The following is a 16,656-nucleotide window of genomic DNA, read 5'->3' on the forward strand; positions in this document are numbered from 1 at the left end:
CTAGTACGGGTTGGCGACCACGAGGTCTTCCGACGGGAACAGCGTGAGGATGCGTGGGCCGTCCGCGGTCACCACGACTTCTTCTTCGAGGCGCGCGGCCGAGAAACCGTCGTCGGCGGGGCAGTACGTCTCGAGGGCGAAGACCATGCCCTCCTGCAGCTCCACCGGCGACGAGAAGCTGTTGAGCCGCGAGATGATCGGGCGCTCGTGCAGCCCCAGCCCCAGGCCGTGCCCGAATTGCAGGCCGAATGCCGCCATCTCGTTCTCGAACCCGAACGAGGGAGCGGCCGGCCACAGAGCCGCGATCTCGTCGGTCCCCACGCCGGGACGGACCGCGTTGATCGCCGAGTCCATCCACTCACGGGCCTTCTTGTAAGCGTCGCGCTGCGAAGCCGTCGCGCGCCCCACCCCGAGCGTGCGGTAGTAGCAGGTCCGGTAGCCGTTGAACGAGTGGATGATGTCGAAGAACGCCTGGTCGCCGGGGCGGATGATGCGGTCGGAGAAGTTGTGCGGGTGCGGGTTGCACCGCTCGCCGGAGACCGCGTTGATCGCCTCGACCTGGTCGGAGCCCATCTCGTACAGCCGCTTGTTGGCCATCGCCACGATCTCGTTCTCGCGGATCCCCGGCTTCAGGGCCTCCACGATGTCCTGGTAGACGCCGTCCACCATCGCCGCGGCCTGGTTCAGCAGCATGATCTCATCCGGCGACTTGATCAGCCGGGCGTCGAGCATGAGCTGCTGGCAGTCGACGACCTCCACCCCCTGCCGCTGCATTTCGAAGAGAAACGCGGGTTCCACGATGTCCACGCCGACCGGCTGATCGGCAAGACCAGCATCAAGAAGCAAACCCTTGATTTCCCGTACGGCGGATTCCATGAGCCCGGCCGACGGCGCGATGGCCCCGCGCATCCCCAGCATGCCCGCCCGGCATGAAGAAGGGTCGAGCCACGGCGCGTACAGCTTGTGATGCCGAGCCGCCGACCCGAAGTCCCACAACGTCGGCCCGCCCGAGCGCGTGAGCAGCGCATACCGGGTCATCTTGTCGCCGAGCGCCCCGCCGATCCACGTCTGCGTCGTGTACCGGATGTTGTAGAAGTCGAAGAGCAGGAACGCGCCACACGAAGAGGAGGCGAGACTGGAGACCGCGCGGGAAAGCCGGTAGCGACGCAGCCGATCGAAGTCGACCCGCTCCTCGTAGTCGACCCCCATGTGCCCCGGCGCGCCGAGCGGCCGGCTCACGACGAGAGCCCGTCGTCGACCGGCGTGTCCTCGGGCTTGAGCGTGAGTCCGGAGGCGGCGGCCTGCTGGTCGAGCAGGATCGCGAAGTCCTCGGTCACCCGCCCGCTCGACACCGCCTGCTGCACCAGCTGCGCCGTCAGCGCGGCCAGCGGCAGCGGCACGTCCAGCTCGTGCCCCGCGGCGAGCCCGAGATCGAAGTCCTTGCGCAGCAACACCGGCGTGAACGTCGGAGTGTAGTCGAGGTGGACGAAAGCCGGCGATTTGTACCGGGTGAACATCGACCCCATCACCGAGCCGTTCAGGAACTCCAGGAACGCGGCCCGCGACACCCCGCCCTTCTCGGCGAGCACGGTGATCTCGGCCATGCACTGGGTGACCACGCCGAGCATCAGGTTGTGGCAGATCTTGACGAGCCGGGAGACGTCGCCCTCCCCCACATAGGTCACCGAGCGAGCGATATGTCCCAGCAAATCCGACACGCGTTCATAGGCCAAAACCGGCCCCGAAACCGCAATACTCAAATTTCCGGACTTGACTACTTTGCCGTTACCGGAAACGGGTGCGGCGAGAAAATCAACCCCAAGAGCAAGACACGCCGATCGTACGAGCGCAGACGACTCGGGCGAGATAGTGGAGCAATCGATCAAGGTCTCCGGCACCGAAGACGGATCGACGAGCAGACCGCCGTCCCCGAACAGCACCTCATCAAGATCCGCAGAAGTGGACAGCATCGTGAACACGACATCGCAGGAGCGCAGGGCGGCGACATCGGAGGCGACCGGGCAGCCGGTGGCCTCAGCTTTGGAGCGGGTCCGGTTCCAGACGAGCGGCGGCACACCGGCGGCGAGCAGCCGGACGGCCATGGCGGCCCCCATCCGCCCCGCCCCGATCCAGCCAACAGCTTCAGCCATGTTGTGTCTCCTTAACGGATGCAGGTGTGCCGCCCAGATAGAGCGAAGCCATCTCGGGGTTGTCGCGTACCGCGGCGGCGGTGCCGGTGAGCCGCACCTTGCCGCCCTCCATCACCACGCCGTGGGTGGCCAGCCCGAGCCCGAGCCGCACGTTCTGCTCGACCATCAGCACGGTCGTCCCGCCCTCGTGCAGCGACCGGATCAGCCCGGCCACCCCGGCGAGGCTGCGCGGATCGAGCCCGAGCGACGGCTCGTCGAGCAGTAGCAGCTTCGGCGAGAGCATCAGGCAGCGCGCGATCTCCACCATCCGCCGCTGTCCGCCCGAGAGGTTCCCGGCCTGATCACGGGCGCGTTCGCCGACGAGCGGGATGCGCGCGACGACCGCGTCGAAGCGGGCCGCCAGCAGACGGCGATCGCGGCGGATCAGATAGCCGCCGAGCAGCACGTTCTCCCGCACCGACATTCCCGGGAAGAGCGCCTGCGACTGCGGCACCTGGGTGATCCCGAGCGCCAGGATCCGGGCCGGGTCGAGCTGATCGAGCCGCGAGCCCGCCAGGGCGACCGACCCCGTCCGGCACCGCAGCAACCCGCTGATCACCCGGAGCACCGTGGACTTCCCGGCCCCGTTCGGCCCGACGATGCAGGTCACCGTCCCCTCGCCGCAGGTGAGCGACACCCCCTGCAGCACGTTCCCGCCGCCGTACCCCGCCGTGACGTCCTCAAGCGTGAGCATCGGCCCTCCAGTCGTCACCCAGGTAGGCGTCCAGCACCAGCGGGTCCTCCCTGATCTGCGCCGGCGGTCCCGACGCGATGCTCTTGCCGCGCGCGAAGACGTAAACCGGATCGCAAAGTTCCAGCACCAGCGGAATGTTGTGCTCGACCACCAGGAAGGTCACCCCGTCCCGGTTGAGCTCGCGGATCACCTCGGTCAGCCGTCCCAGCAGGCTCGGGTTGACCCCGCCGGCCGGCTCGTCGAGCAGGATCAGCTCCGGCGCCTGCATCAGCACCTGCGCCAGCTCGACCAGCTTCTGCTGCCCATAGGAGAGCGCCCCCGCCTTCTGCTGCGCCAGCGCGCCGAGCCCGACCACGTCGAGCAGTTCGCGCGCCCGGGTCGCTTCGGCTCCCGACACCGCGTCGGCCAGCATCGTGCGCAACTTTCCGTCGGGCTGCGGCGCGACCACGTTCTGCAGCACGGTCATGTCCTTGAACAGCCGCGTCACCTGGAACGTCCGGCCCAGCCCGAGATGCCCGCGCGTCCACGGCGGCAGTTTCTCGATCCGCTTGCCGTTGAAGGTCACGGTCCCCGAGTCGGCCGGCATGGCCCCGGTGATCAGGTTGAACAGCGTCGTCTTGCCCGATCCGTTGGGCCCGATCAGCGCCGTGATCGACCCGCGCTCGACGGTCAGGTCCGCGCCGTCGACGGCCACCAGCCCGCCGAAACGTTTCGTGACCCCCCGTACTTCGAGGATCGGTCCCGGTTCCCGCTGCGGCAGTCGCGCCCGCACCACAGCCGCGTTGTGCGAGAGAGCGCCGACCTGATCGGTATAGGAAACTTTCGCGGGATGCCGCTTGCGCCAGGCCGACTCCACCGTCGGCAGCAGCCCGGCCGGCAGGAAGAGCACGACCAAAACCAGGATCAAGCCCATGACGAGTACGCGTGATTGAGTGCTCCCGCCGTACACCGTGGCGCCCTCGTTGATCAGCGAGACGATGAACGCGCCGAGCACCGGCCCGTAGAGCGAGCCCCGTCCGCCGACGAGCGCGGCGAGGACGATCAGCACACTGCCGAGGATCGCGAACGACCCCACCGGATTGAGGAAGGTCTGGTAGTACGCGTAGACGCCTCCGGCGATGCCGATGAAGAAGCTGCTGGCCCCGTACGCGATGATCTTGAAGATTGTGGTGTTGACCCCGATCGCGGCGGCCTTGCCCTCGTCCTCGCGGATCGCGACCAGGCCGGTGCCGAGCTTGGTGCGCGCGATCCACGCGCTGAACAGCACGGTCAGCACCAGGAGAAACAGGAACGCGTAATAGAACGGAATGTTCTGGAAATCGGCGCTCCAGAACGGAAGCTCCAGCGTGATGCCGTCAGAGCCGTTGGTGAGCGAGTCCCAGTTGGTGGCGACGATCTGCGCCGACAGCAGCAGCGCGATCGTGATGATCACGAAGGCGTGCCCGCGGGTCCGCAGCACCACCGCACCGAAGACGACCGCGACGATCACCGCGGTCACCCCGCCGAGCGGCGCCACCCAGAGCGGGTTGACGCCGGTGTGCAGCGCGATGATCGCGGCCGTGTAGGAGCCGAGGCCGAGGAACATGCTGTGGCCGAGCGAGATGTAGCCCGCGTAGCCGGAAATGATGTTCCAGCTGGTGGCCTGGATGGCGAGCAGGAACATCATCAGCATGACGCCCTGCGGATAGGGCTGCCACGGGTTGATCACCGGGTAGAGGATCAGCCCGAGGAGGACGATTCCGGCGATGGCGTGCGGTTTTCTCAAGAAGGTCATGCGACGTCCTCCCGCAGCCGGGCGCCGAACAGACCCTGCGGCCGGACCAGCAGGACCGCCATGATCACGAGATAGAAGACCAGCGTCGACCACTGCAGGGAGCCATAGGTCGCGGTGAGCGTCTCGGCCAGCCCGAGGACGAGCGCGCCGACCAGCGCCCCCGGCAGCGAGCCCATGCCGCCCAGCACCACGATGCCGAGCAGCCGGGAGATCCAGTCGTAGTGCGACGCCGGGAAGAACGGGTAGAGCACCGACAGGATCGACCCGCCCACGCCGGCGCTCGCGCTGCCCAGCGCGAACGCCAGCGCGGCCGTGGCCGTCGCCGTGATGCCGACCAGCGCCGCGGCCGACGGGTTCTGCGAGGTGGCCCGGATGGCCCGGCCCGCCCAGGTCCGGGTGAGCAACAGATACAGCCCGCCCAGCACCACGACCGCCGCGAGGAAGCCGTAGACCTGGGCCTTGGGCAGCAGGATGTCGCCCACCCGGAAGCTCTGCTCGAAGTACGCCGGGGTGGCGGAGCGAAACTTGTTGCCCGCCACCACGTTGAGGAAGCCCTCGATCACCAGCGCGATGCCGAAGGTCAGCAGCACCGACATCGAGGCCGCCTGCCCGCTGATGCGCCGCACCACGAACCGGTACAGCAACCAGCCGAGGCCGAACATCAGCGGGGCGGTGATGAACGCGGACAGGATCGGGTCGATCCCGGTCGCCCGCCACAGCCACCAGGTGAACGTCGCGACCAGGATGAGGAACGCGCCCTGGGCGATGTTGACGATCCGCAGCACTCCGAAGATCAGCGTCAGGCCGGAGGCCATCAGCGCGTAGATGCCGCCGATCAGCACTCCGAGCACGAGCGCCTGGACGAACTGGGTCATGTGCCGATCACTTCCAGTCGGGCTTGGGGTTCACGACCGTCTGGGAGGTGGCCGCCTCGGCCGGCGCGACGACCTGGGCCTTGCCCGACTGCCACTGTCCGAGCAGGAACTTGCCGATCGGCTCGCCGGTCGCCTCCCAGCGCAGCGGGCCGAGGATGGTCGTCACCTGGTTGGCGTGCAGCCAGTCGCGCAGCTTGGCCTGGTCGGTGGAGCCGACCGCGACGACCGCGGCCTGCAGCACCTCGGCCGCCGCGTACGCGTCCGCCGCGTCCTCGGCCGGGTCGGCGTTCTGATACTTCGCCTTGTAGCCGGCGACGAATTCCGCGTTCTTCGGGGTCTTGGCGTCCTGATGCCAGCTGACCGTGTAGAAGACGCCCTCGGTGTTCTCCACGCCGACGCCGGTGCTGTACTGGCCGGCGTTGCTCGGCGCCGAGGTCTGGAACATGATCTTCGGCGAGTACTGCAGTTGCTTCAGCGAGCGGACCAGTCCGACGCCGTCCTCGAAGACCGCGCCCTGGGCGATCAGGTCGGGCTTCTTGGCGGCGAGCTGGCTGGCGATCGACTGGAAGTTCGTGGTGTCGGCCGGGTACGTCGAGCTGTACACGGTCTTGACCCCGATGGCTTCCAGCTGCTTCTGCATGCTCTCGATGACCGGCGCCGCGAACGGGTCGTCCTGCGTCGGGTAGGCCGCCGTCTTGGGCTGCTGGTCGGCGGGGAGTGACTTGATCCAGTCGACGAAGACGTCGGCCTGGTGCGGCGCGGTCGCCGGCTGGGCGAAGAAGAGGTACTTGAAGCCGCGCTCGAACATCTTCGGCGCGCCGCCGGCCGGCTCGACGAACACCATGCCGTTCTTCTCCGCGACCGCCGAGGCCGGGTAGTTGAGCAGTGACGAGAAGGTGCCGAGGATGAGGTCGACCTTGTCCTGCGTGATCAGCTTGGTGTAGTCGCTGACCACCGTGTCCTGGTTGCTCGCGTCGTCGACGATCTTGAGCTGCACCTGGCGGCCGAGCAGGCCGCCGGCCTTGTTGATCTGGTCGGCCCAGACCTCGTAGCCGCGGCGCGCCTCGGTGCCGGGCTGGGAGAAGTCGCCGGTCAGCGGCAGCGAGATGCCGATCGTCATGGGTTTGCTGGTATCGGCCGCCGCTTTCTCGGACGGCCGGGATCCGCAGGCGCCGAGAGCAAGCGCCATGGCGGCGGTGAGGGAAGCGGCGAGGACTGATCGCCGGGGGACGGATATCTCGATCATCAGGGTCCTCCTGAGAGAGGCCGCAATCGTTTGCGTAGCAGGATGTGTCCTGTGTTACAGCAATGTCAAGAGTTCCGACTGCAAACGAGTGCGGCTATGCTGCCGTCGTGGCCACCACCGTCCGACTCGGATCGTTCACGCCGTCGGTCCTGCTGCGCGTCGCGCGCCACCTCGACCCGGCCCTCGACGTGACCGAGACCCTCGTGCCCTCGTCGCCGGCCCAGTTCCAGGCGCTCTACGCCGGCGCCTACGACGCCGTGCTGACCAGCCCCGACAACGTCCTCGGCCAGCCCCGCCGGGTGGAGATGCTGGCCGCGATCGACCGGGGCATGGGCCTCGCCCTCTACGGCCGCGGCGAGCTGCGTGGCGCCCGCGTCGGCGTCGACGTGCCCACGTCGGGCTTCGCCTTCGCCATGTACGCGCTCGCCGAGTCGCTCGGCGTCTCCCGCGACGAGTTCGAGCTGATCACGCTCGGGTCCACGCCGAAGCGGCTCCAGGCGCTGCTGGCCGGCGACTGCGATTACACGATGCTCAACGCCGGCAACGAGCTGCACGCCGAGGCGGCCGGCTTCACCGCGGTGGCCCGGGTCAGCGAGGTGTGCAACCCCTATCTCGGCACGGTCCTGGCCGCCCTCGATCCCGCGCCGGTCGCGGCCTTCACCGACCGGATGGTCGAGACCGCCGGCGCCATCGTGGACGGCAAGCACGACGAGCTCGTCATCGCGTCGGCCATGGAAGCGCTGCGATTGGAACGGCCCCTCGCGGAGCGCTATCTGCGGCGCCTGAAGGACCCCGAGGAGGGGCTCGTCCCCGACGGCGTCATCCACGCCACGGCCCTGGCGACGGTGGCCGGCCTGCGCCGGCGTTTCGCGTGACCCGCCCGCTGCGCCTGCTGCAGGCCACGACGTTCGTCAGCACCATGGACCGCTTCGCCATGCCACCCATGCTCATCATCACGGCCCGATCGCTGGGCGTTCCGCTCTCGGCCGTCGTCCAGACGGCCAGCGTCTACTTCCTGGCGTACGGCTTGATGCAGCCGATCTGGGGCCTGGTGTCCGATCGGCTGGGCCGCGTCCGGACGCTGCGGATCACGCTGGCGGCGGCCGGCATCGCGGCGGCCGGTTCCGCCGCCGTCACCACGGTCACCCAGCTCGGGGTGGCCCGCGCGCTGGCCGGGGCGGCGTTCAGCGCGGCCATCCCGGCGAGCCTCATCTACGTCGGCGACACCGTCTCGCGCGAGCGCCGCCAGACCGAGGTCACCAACCTCATGGTCGGCGTCGCGCTCGGCACCGCCCTCGCGTCGGCCGGCGCCGGCCTGCTCGCGGTCGCGGTGAGCTGGCGGGCCGCGTTCCTGGTCTCGGCCGTCTGCGCGCTGACCCTCTCGTTCCTGCTGCGCCGCCTGCCCTCCCCCGCCGACGGCCGGCGGGGCGGCGGCGGCTTCGGCCGGCTGTTCCGCTCGCGGGCGGCGCTGCTCGTGCTGCTGCTCGCGTTCGTCGAGGGCGGCGTGCTGCTCGGCGCCCTGACCCTGCTGCCGCCGGCCATCGAGTCGACCGGCGTCAGCGCCGCGCTGGCCGGCGCGGTCACCGCCGTGTACGGCCTCGCCGTGCTGATCTTCGCCCCGCTGGCCGGCGCGCTATCCCGGCGCTGGCCGGCCTGGCGGCTGATCGCATGCGGCGCCGCCGCCGCGGTAGCGGCCTGCGCGCTGGCCGCGGTCTCCCAGCGGGCCGCGGTCGCCGCCGTGGTGGCGGTGCTGATCGGGCTGGCCTGGGCCGCCATGCACTCGTCGCTGCAGACGTGGGCCACCGAGGTGCTGCCCGCCGCCCGCGCCGCGGTCGTCTCCGGCTTCGCCGGGTGCCTGTTCGCCGGCAGCGCCCTGTCTTCGGCGCTGCTCGCCGGCCCCGCCTCGGCCGGCCACTATTCGCTGGGCTTCGCGGTGCTCGCGCTGGTCGCCGTGCCGCTGGGTGTGCTGGCCACGCTGTCGCGAGCCCGACTGACCACATCGGCCGTGACTGTCGGGGGCGGGGATGACCGGGCCTAAACTCGTGCGGATGACCACGCCGACGCTCCGCGACGTCGCGCAGCTGGCCGGGGTGCACCCCGCCACGGCGTCCCGCGCGCTCAACCCGCAGACGCGCCCGCTGGTCAACGCCGACACCGCCCGTAAGGTCCTGCGCGCCGCCGAGTCCATCGGCTATCAGCCCAACCCGATCGCCCGCAGCCTCAAGACCGCCCGCAGCAGCACCGTCGGCCTGGTCATCCCCGACCTGACCAACCCGCTGTTCCCGCCGATCGTCCGCGGCATCGAGGACGTGCTCACCACGGCCGGCTACAACGCCTGGATCGTCAACACCGACAACGATCCCGGGCGCGAGGAGGCCCAGGTCGAGTCGCTGCGGTCCCGGCAGGTCGAGGGCCTGATCGTCGCGACCGCGCGCCGCGAGCACCCGCTGCTGCACCGGTTGCACGAGCAGGGCGTACGGATGGTGCTGGTCAACCGTCGCGTCGACGGCCTGGAGTTGCCGTCGGTGAGCGCCGACGACGACGCCGGCATCGCCCTCGCGGTGGCCCACCTGGCCGGGCTGGGCCACACCCGGATCGCCCACCTCTCGGGCCCGCAACATACCTCGACCGGCCTGAGCCGCGCCCGCGCCTTCCGCCACGCCATGGTCGACAACGGCCTCGGGGACGACCCCGCTCTGACCGTCGAGTGCGGATACTGGTCGGAGACCGAGGGCGCCCAGGCGCTGCGCTCGCTGCTCGACTCGGGCGCCGAGTTCACCGCGATCGTGGCCGGCAACGACCTGATCGCGCTGGGCTGCTACGACGTCTTCGCCGAGCGCGGCATCTCCTGCCCCGGGCAGATCAGCGTGGTCGGCTTCAACGAGATGCCGTTCCTCGACAAGATGCGGCCGCCGCTGACCACGGTCGCCATCCCCCACTACGAGATCGGTGGCGAGGCCGCCCGCCTCCTGCTCGACACCATCGAGGAGCCGGACCGCCACCCCCGCTCGGTCCTGATGAACCCGTCCCTGGTGATCCGCGCCTCCACCGCGCCGCCCACAGCCGCCTGAATCCTCCCGGCCGCCCAGGCCCCCGCCGCCCAGGCCGCCCCGCCGCCCGCCGCCCCGCCGCGCTACGGACGCCAGAACTCGTCGGGCAGCCCGGCCACCTCGGCGCCGGACCGTTCCAGAAACGCCGCCCACGGCAGCATCCCCTGCGAAGTCGGCTCCCCACCCGCGGCCATCTGCCGGATCACCGCGACGTTGCGCTCCACCCGCCCGGCGATCGCGTCCCGGATCGCGATGCGGTCGCCGTCGTACCCGTACGCGTCCAGCAGCAGATGGAACCGCCGGTGGCGGTCGGTCGCCTCGTCGAAACCGGCGTTCCCCGCGAGCTCCGCCGTCAGCAGCGGCACCCAGGTCAGCGCCGAGAAGGCCAGGTCGTCCTCCCGCCGCGACGGGCTGACGGTGTCCCAGTCGACGAAGCCCACCAGCTCGCCATCGGCCCAGACCGCGTTCCACGGCGACGCGTCCAGATGCGCCATCAGCAGCCCCGGCTCCCACGCCCGGCCGGTGAACCAGACGGCATCGGCGGCCGGACGGAAAGTCGCGGTCGCGTCGTGCAGCCGCCGCAGCCACGCACCGACCTGCCGCAGCGCCTCGTCGGTGCGCAGCCAGGCCGGCCACGGCCAGGTCTCGCCCAGGGTCTCGCCGGGCAGGAACGTCAGGCGCTCGCGACCCTGCTCATCGAAGCCGCGGGCGCGCGGAGCACCGTCGAAGCCGGCGTCCTCCAGATGCCGCAGCACCGCGTGCGCGTTCGCGGTCCAGGGCTGCACGGGCCGGCGAACCTCGTCGCCGACGCGCACGGCGCCGAATCCGAGCCCACCGGCCAGCCGCTGTTCGGTCATTCCGTGGTTCTACCGCCCCCCAGCCACTCGCGGCGACCGATTAATCGAGGGCGGCCAGCGTCGCGTAGGCGACCGCGCCGTAGGCCAGGTGCGGCACGAGGTCGCTGAGCCAGTCGCCCACCGACCAGTCGCGGGGGTCGCTGACGCCGAGCGAGGCCATCGAGGCGTTCGTCGAGGCCATCGCGGTCAGCCCGACCAGGACGGCCCCCACCGGCCCCGGCGGCCGCAGCCCGGCCCGGCGCAGCACCCCGAACATCACGCCGATCCCGACCCCGGTGACGACGCCGGACAGGCTGCCGAGCGCGCTCACCCGGTTCTCCCGAGTTTCGCCCTCGCCGGGCACCGAGACCGGTAACCGGTCCTCCATCGCCTCGACCGACTGCTGGGGTGTCTCGCTGCCGCCGCGCCCGCGCACCGCCATGTCGACATACGTCACCGCGTTCAGCGCGGCCGTCCCCGCCGCGCCCGCGACCGCACCGGCCAGGATTCCCGTCCGCATGCTGCCCGAGTACCCGAACAACCAGAACGCAACCCAATCACCACGCGGTACGCAATCAACAGACCTTTTCCGGGGCCGCCCGTGGCCGACAGGAGCTACCAACCTCCGTCCGGCTGCAAGAAGGGCTCTGAAAAGTGCGCAAGTTCGCTCGCGGGATGACCGCGGCCATGATCGCGGCGCTGCCGCTGGTGACCGTCCCCGCGAGCGCGACGGCCGCCGGCACGGCCGCCACCGCGACCACGCTGTCCGGGCGGCTCGCGGCGGTCAAGACGGCCAAGCAGATCAACTACTACCCGTCGGCGGCCGGCTGGAGCCGGATGTGGACCGACTTCGACGCCGACACGATCAACGCCGACCTGGCGAAGGCCGCGGCGCTCGGCGCCGACAGCGTGCGAGCGATCGTCTTCCCGTCCGTCTTCGGCTACCCCACGCCGAAGGCGGAATACACCGCCAAGCTCGCCCAGTTCGTCTCCCTCGCGGCGGCGCACGACATGACCGTGAAGCTCACCCTCTTCGACTGGTGGGACGGCTACACCGACATCACCGGCAGCACCACCTGGGCGAACGCGATCCTCGCCCCCTACCGCTACGACACCCGGGTCATCGCGATCGGCCTGCAGAACGAGCTCGAGCCCACCAACGCCGCCGCCATCGCCTGGGCGAAGAAGCTCGTCCCGGTGGTGCGCGCCGCCGCCCCGGAGATCCCGGTGACCATCTCGGTGAACGAGGCCTCCGACCTGGCGAAGCTGAAGGCCGCCGTCCCGGTCGACTACTACGACTACCACTTCTACGGCAACTCCGAGGCGGCCCTCGCCGAGATCCGGCTGGCGCAGGCCGCGGTCGCCCCGGCGCCCCTGGTGATCGGCGAGGCCGGCGCCAGCACGGTGACCAACACCGAGGGCGAGCAGGCCGCGTACCTGGCCCGGGTCTTCGAGGCCGCGAAGGTCGCCGGGATCCGGGCGGTGGCGCCGTGGACGCTCAACGACTTCGCCACCGGCGCCATCCCCAGCTCCGGGGTGGCGCAGAGCGCGGCGCAGTACAAGTTCGGCCTCTACCGCACCGATGGCACCGCCAAGCCGGCCGCCGGTGTGGTGCAGGCCGCCTGGGCCGGCACGGCGTACCCGTCGTCCTTGCTGGACCTCGGTTTCGAGAACGCGTCCGGCCAGTCGCCGTGGAGCCCGTACCTGCCCGAGCTCGGCGTGGCCACCAAGACCACGGCCGTCGCGCGGTCCGGCAAATGGTCGGTGACGATGAAGAACACCGGCAAGACGTCGGCCGGCTCCCCGTCGTACCGGGTGGCGCCGATCGTCCCGGTCCAGGCCGGCCAGAAGTGGCACGCCGAGGTGTGGGCGCGCGGCAACGCCGCGACCGGCGCCACCCAGATCGCGCTGAGCTGGTTCGACGTGAACAACAAATGGCTCGGTGGCGCCTCGTCGGCGAGCCTGCCGGCCGGCACCACCGGCTGGACGAAGCTGTCCGTCGACCAGGCCGCTCCGGCCGGCGCCGCCAGCCTCCAGATCCACCTGAAGTCGGGCGCCAACACCGGCACGGTCTGGTTCGACGACGTGGCGCTGACAGTGTCGTAACCAAAAGAAAGATCGGTCGTTGAAGGCTTAATGGCAGGACACCCCTCCCGCCCGACCGATCGGCAGGTCGCCTGGTCGGCGGCTGCCGTCTGCATCGTGACAGGGCTCGCCCTGCTGCCCGCGGACGCCGCCGCCGGCCTGCTGACCGCGTGCTCGGCCGGCATCGCCGTACTCATGCTGCGGGCCCGCCCGCAGGGTCCCCGCCTGCGTGTCCTCGCGCTGGCCGGCGGCATCCTGGTGACCGCGCTGGCCGGCGCCGCCAGCGGGCTCGCCGTCCTGCTGGCCCCGGACGCGCTGGTCGGCGGTGTCCCGCTGCCGGCCGAGATTCCCCTGGTCAGCCTCTTCTTCGTGGCCGGCCTGTACCTCCCGGCCGTCCTGCGCCCGCACCAGAAGCGCGACCTGCGCGCCGGCCTCGACACCCTGGCCGTCGCCGCCTGCCTGATCTTCCCGCCGTGGCTGCTCCTGTTCGGAGCGGAGGGCAACGAGCGGCGCGGCGCCTCGATCACCGCGCTGATCTTCGGCGGCGGCGCGGCCGCGGCCATCGCCGTGACCGGCGTGTACGCGATCCGGCATCGGGCCGCCCTGCAGTGGTGCGCGCCCGGCGCCTCGCTCTCGCTGGTCGCCCTGACCGCCCTGATCATCGCTCAGGACGCGGACGGCGAGCCCAACGCCAAGATCGCCGCCCTCGCCGCCGCCGTCGCGGTCAACGCGGCCGCCGCGCTGATGTGGCACGGCTCGGTGCGGATCGGCCCGGACGCGCGCCCCCTGCCGCCGGCGGGCAGCGAGCCGTCGGCCGGCTTCCCGCTGCTGGCGCTGCCGATGATCGCGGCCGCCCTGATCGCCGTGTACCACCTGATCAACGACGGCGGCATGGACACCGTGTCGATCGTCCTCGGCCTCACCGCGGTCACCGCGGTCGCCGCCCGCGAGTGGCTGTCGGCAATCGCCCTGCGCCGGCACGCCGATCACCTCACCGTGCAGGGCAACCGGCTGCGCAGCCTGGTCTTCGGCTCGGCCGACGTGGCGATGGTCCTGGACGCCGACCTCGCGGTGCGCTGGCAGTCGCCGGCCGCGGCCCGCCAGTTCGGGCTCTCCGATCAGGACGTTCTCGGGCACGCCGCGTCCGCGCTGGTGCATCCGGTCCAGGCCGACGCCGTGCACGCCTATCTCACCGAGCGGATCGCCGGGCGCGGCGCCGAGGAGAGCCTGACGGTCCGCCTGCGGGACGGCTTCGGCCAGTGGCGGGAGACCGAGTGGACGACCAGCGGCGCCGACCCGGCCGAGCCCGGACGGACCCTGGTCGTGCACGTCAGCGACGTGAGCAACGTGCGCGACCTCGAGCGGGCGCTACGCCAGGCCGCCCACCTCGATCCGGCGACGAGCCTGGCCAACCGGGAGGGCCTGCGCCGGGCGGGCGAGCTGATCCCGGACGCCGGCGCGATGATCGTGATCGAGCTGGGCGGGCTCACCGCGATCGGCGACGTCTGCGGGCCCGACCAGGCCGAGGTGGTCGTGGTCGAGGCGGCCCGCCGGTTGCGCACGTTCGTGGCCGGCGCCGACGTGCCCGCGCGGCTGGGCGAGACCCGGTTCGCCGTGCTGACCCACTGCGGCGCGGTCCGCGCCCACTTGCTGGCCAGCCAATTGATCAACGCGTTGACCGCTCCCTACGAGGCGGCCGGCACGGTCTCGCACCTGTCCGCGTGGGCGGGCCTGGCCGACCTGGCGCCGGAGGCAGGTGTCGACGAGGTGATCCGCCGCGCGGTCCTGGCGCTGCGGTCGGTCCGCCAGGGCCCGCCGGGCGCGGTCGAGTGGTATGACGAGCAGCTGGAGGTCCGGCTGCTACGCCGGTCCACGTTGGAGCAGGATCTGCCGGGCGCGGTGTCCCGCGGCGAGCTCGAGCTGGCCTACCAGCCGATCGTCGACCTGGCGAGCCGCCGTCCGGTCGGGGTGCAGGCGGTGCCGTCGTGGCGGCATCCCACGCTGGGCGCGGTGCCGGCCGGCGAGCTGCTGCCGCTGGCCGAGGATCTGGGTCTGCTCGGCCCGATCGCGCATTGGGCGCTGCACGCCTCCTGCCGTCTGCTGGTCGGCTGGCGTCAGCGCGAGCAGCTGTGGCTGGGCCTCACCGTCCGCCCTCGCACGCTGGCCGATCCGGCCTTCCAGGCGAGCCTGCAGACCGCGCTCGACCTCTATCAGATCCCGCCCGCGGACCTGGTCGTGGAGATCAAGGAGCAGGACCTGTCTTTCGTACGGGATGAGCACCAGCCCGATCTCGCGGCGCACCTCGGCCGGCTCCGCGCGCAGGGCCTGCGCACCGCGGTCGGCGGCTTCGGCGCCGGCCCGACCTCGCTGAGTCGCCTGCGCATCCTGCCGATCGACCTGCTCAAGATCGATCGCCACGTCTTCGGCCCGGAGTCCGACACCGCCCGCCAGGCCGGCGCGGTCCTCGACGTGACCGTGACACTGGGCCGCCGCCTGGGCATGGAGGTGATCGCCGACGGCCTTCAGACCCAGGAGGACCTCGACATCGTACGGGCGGCGGGCTGCCGCCTGGGCCAGGGAGCCCTGCTCGGCAGGCCGATGCCCGCCGAGCACTTCGAGGCCCTCCTGGAACTGCGCCGCGACGCCCGCCACCCCCACGGCTAGGCGGTCAGAGCGGCGAGCTCCCGGCCGGCGTGCTCTCGACCGTGACCGTCTCGACCGGCGTGGTCCCGACCGTTCCGCTCCCGGCCGTCCCGCTCCCGGCCGGCGTGCTCCCGGCCGGCTTGCTTCGCGGCGAGCGCGGCTTGCGCGGCGCCCCGGCCTTGTCCGCGACCTGGTCGAGCTTCGCGCCGGCCGTGTCCTTGACCTTCTGCTTCGCCTGCTCGACCTTGGGGCTGCCGCTCAGCCCGCGCGCGGCCTCCGCGATCTTCTCGTACTGCTCCCGCCCGGCGCGGGCGCCGAGCACGTAACCGATGGCGAGGCCGGCGGCCAGCTTCACGATTCTCATCAGCAACCTCTCTCCCGTGTCGTACGCGGAAAGGTTGCCCACCGCGGCGCGGCCCAAACAGTCTCTCGGCAGGCTCTACACCGAGGCGATCGTGGAGGCGACCTCGCCGACGATCTCGCGGGCCAGGAAGCCGCTGCGGCCGAATCGCTGGCTCAGCCGCTGGCCGCCCACCGCGTGGGCGTACGCGCCCCAGCACGCGGCCTGAGCCCGGTCGGCGCCGCGGCCGAGCAGGCCGGCCACGACTCCGGCGCGGGCGTCGCCGCTGCCCGACGTGCCCAGGCCGGCGTCGCCGCTCTCCTCGTGCCAGAACCGGCCGTCCGGGGCGGCGTTCAGGCCGGTCAGCGCGGTCTCCGCGGTCTGCCGCGCCGGCCTCCGCGGCCGCCGCAGCGGCGTTGCCGATGCTCTCGCCGTGGCGCACCACGGCCAGCCAGTCCAATGTCTCCACGGGTCGCCGACTACCCATCAACAGCGTCGCCCAGACCACCTTGCCCTCGCTCGAGGGCAGCCATCCCCAGCGCGCGGCGATCGCGTCGACCAGCATCAGCCCGCGGCCGTGCGGCTGGGTAGGCGGCGGGGGCGCGTGCAGCCGCGGCGGTTCCGGGGAGCCGTCGCCGACCGCGAGGTGCAGGTAGTGGTCGCGCCGGCTGATCCGCAGCGTCATCAGGGTGCCGGCGTGCTCGACGCCGTTGTTGACCAGCTCGTCGACGACCAGGCTGGCTGGGCCGACCAGCTCGGGCAGGTCCCACATGGCGCAGGCCTGGGTGACCATGTTCCGGGCGTGCCGGGCCGCGCCGGCCGCCGGGAACAATTGATCCGTGAGCAACGGTGGCACGTCGGTCCCCTCACGCCCTGTGCGGAGAGCGTCCGCGGCGCTCGCTCAGCGAGCCCGCAGCATTCCCC

General features: G+C 71.3%; 15 protein-coding genes and 1 pseudogene. 5 read left to right on the plus strand and 11 right to left on the minus strand.

Annotation, left to right across the window (positions count from 1 at the left end; translation table 11 throughout):
• The 6 genes from ACQPZX_RS31865 to ACQPZX_RS31890 are packed head-to-tail and all read right to left on the minus strand — an operon-like array spanning position 1 to position 6,778.
• Positions 1 to 1,239 carry a M24 family metallopeptidase gene (locus tag ACQPZX_RS31865; RefSeq protein WP_433363299.1) on the minus strand — a complete coding sequence of 413 codons (1,239 nt, stop codon included), beginning with the start codon at positions 1,237 to 1,239 and terminating at the stop codon, positions 1 to 3.
• Positions 1,236 to 2,150, minus strand: coding sequence for an NAD(P)-dependent oxidoreductase (locus ACQPZX_RS31870; protein ID WP_433363302.1), 915 nt, complete (start codon positions 2,148 to 2,150; stop codon positions 1,236 to 1,238). Before ACQPZX_RS31870 ends, ACQPZX_RS31865 begins: the two co-directional genes overlap by 4 nt.
• Positions 2,143 to 2,883, minus strand: coding sequence for an ABC transporter ATP-binding protein (locus ACQPZX_RS31875; protein ID WP_433363304.1), 741 nt, complete (start codon positions 2,881 to 2,883; stop codon positions 2,143 to 2,145). The genes ACQPZX_RS31870 and ACQPZX_RS31875 overlap by 8 nt, the downstream gene beginning before the upstream one ends.
• Complete coding sequence (locus ACQPZX_RS31880; RefSeq protein WP_433363307.1) at positions 2,870 to 4,657, minus strand: branched-chain amino acid ABC transporter ATP-binding protein/permease; 1,788 nt, start codon at positions 4,655 to 4,657, stop codon at positions 2,870 to 2,872. The genes ACQPZX_RS31875 and ACQPZX_RS31880 overlap by 14 nt, the downstream gene beginning before the upstream one ends.
• The gene (locus ACQPZX_RS31885; RefSeq protein WP_433363310.1) at positions 4,654 to 5,532 is read right to left on the minus strand and encodes a branched-chain amino acid ABC transporter permease; all 879 of its coding nucleotides are present in this window, start codon (positions 5,530 to 5,532) and stop codon (positions 4,654 to 4,656) included. Before ACQPZX_RS31885 ends, ACQPZX_RS31880 begins: the two co-directional genes overlap by 4 nt.
• 7 nt (positions 5,533 to 5,539) lie before the next feature.
• Positions 5,540 to 6,778: an amino acid ABC transporter substrate-binding protein gene (locus ACQPZX_RS31890; RefSeq protein ID WP_433363313.1), complete on the minus strand. Its 1,239-nt coding sequence runs from the start codon at positions 6,776 to 6,778 to the stop codon at positions 5,540 to 5,542.
• 107 nt (positions 6,779 to 6,885) lie between these two features.
• Between ACQPZX_RS31890 and ACQPZX_RS31895 the strand changes: the two genes are divergently transcribed.
• Genes ACQPZX_RS31895 through ACQPZX_RS31905 form a run of 3 tightly spaced genes read left to right on the plus strand, consistent with a single transcriptional unit; the run spans position 6,886 to position 9,849 of the window.
• Positions 6,886 to 7,653 carry an ABC transporter substrate-binding protein gene (locus tag ACQPZX_RS31895; RefSeq protein WP_433363315.1) on the plus strand — a complete coding sequence of 256 codons (768 nt, stop codon included), beginning with the start codon at positions 6,886 to 6,888 and terminating at the stop codon, positions 7,651 to 7,653.
• A complete protein-coding gene (locus ACQPZX_RS31900; RefSeq protein ID WP_433363318.1) occupies positions 7,650 to 8,816 on the plus strand; it encodes an MFS transporter in 1,167 nt (388 codons plus the stop codon). Before ACQPZX_RS31895 ends, ACQPZX_RS31900 begins: the two co-directional genes overlap by 4 nt.
• A gap of 10 nt (positions 8,817 to 8,826) precedes the next feature.
• Positions 8,827 to 9,849: a LacI family DNA-binding transcriptional regulator gene (locus tag ACQPZX_RS31905; protein ID WP_433363321.1), complete on the plus strand. Its 1,023-nt coding sequence runs from the start codon at positions 8,827 to 8,829 to the stop codon at positions 9,847 to 9,849.
• A 62-nt stretch (positions 9,850 to 9,911) separates the two neighbouring features.
• Here the strand turns inward: ACQPZX_RS31905 and ACQPZX_RS31910 are convergent, their stop codons facing one another.
• Positions 9,912 to 10,685: an aminoglycoside phosphotransferase family protein gene (locus tag ACQPZX_RS31910; RefSeq protein ID WP_433363324.1), complete on the minus strand. Its 774-nt coding sequence runs from the start codon at positions 10,683 to 10,685 to the stop codon at positions 9,912 to 9,914.
• A 40-nt stretch (positions 10,686 to 10,725) separates the two neighbouring features.
• The gene (locus ACQPZX_RS31915; protein WP_433363327.1) at positions 10,726 to 11,184 is read right to left on the minus strand and encodes a hypothetical protein; all 459 of its coding nucleotides are present in this window, start codon (positions 11,182 to 11,184) and stop codon (positions 10,726 to 10,728) included.
• Between the two features lie 134 nt (positions 11,185 to 11,318).
• Here ACQPZX_RS31915 and ACQPZX_RS31920 point away from each other — a divergent pair, with 134 nt between their 5' ends.
• The gene (locus ACQPZX_RS31920) at positions 11,319 to 12,770 is read left to right on the plus strand and encodes a cellulase family glycosylhydrolase (protein ID WP_433363330.1); all 1,452 of its coding nucleotides are present in this window, start codon (positions 11,319 to 11,321) and stop codon (positions 12,768 to 12,770) included.
• A 96-nt stretch (positions 12,771 to 12,866) separates the two neighbouring features.
• A complete protein-coding gene (locus ACQPZX_RS31925; protein ID WP_433363333.1) occupies positions 12,867 to 15,413 on the plus strand; it encodes an EAL domain-containing protein in 2,547 nt (848 codons plus the stop codon).
• Positions 15,414 to 15,417: 4 nt separating this feature from the next.
• Here the strand turns inward: ACQPZX_RS31925 and ACQPZX_RS31930 are convergent, their stop codons facing one another.
• From ACQPZX_RS31930 to ACQPZX_RS31940, 3 genes and pseudogenes are all read right to left on the minus strand, one after another.
• Complete coding sequence (locus tag ACQPZX_RS31930; RefSeq protein WP_433386071.1) at positions 15,418 to 15,756, minus strand: hypothetical protein; 339 nt, start codon at positions 15,754 to 15,756, stop codon at positions 15,418 to 15,420.
• 75 nt (positions 15,757 to 15,831) lie between these two features.
• Positions 15,832 to 16,143, minus strand: a complete 312-nt coding sequence (locus tag ACQPZX_RS31935; protein ID WP_433385515.1) for an NAD(P)H-hydrate dehydratase — start codon at positions 16,141 to 16,143, stop codon at positions 15,832 to 15,834.
• A gap of 142 nt (positions 16,144 to 16,285) precedes the next feature.
• Positions 16,286 to 16,525: pseudogene (locus ACQPZX_RS31940) on the minus strand (ATP-binding protein); the annotation flags it as partial.
• Between the last annotated feature and the right edge of the window lie 131 nt (positions 16,526 to 16,656).

Origin of the sequence: Actinoplanes sp. CA-142083 (genome assembly GCF_050942195.1) — a bacterium.
Taxonomy (GTDB): domain Bacteria; phylum Actinomycetota; class Actinomycetes; order Mycobacteriales; family Micromonosporaceae; genus Actinoplanes.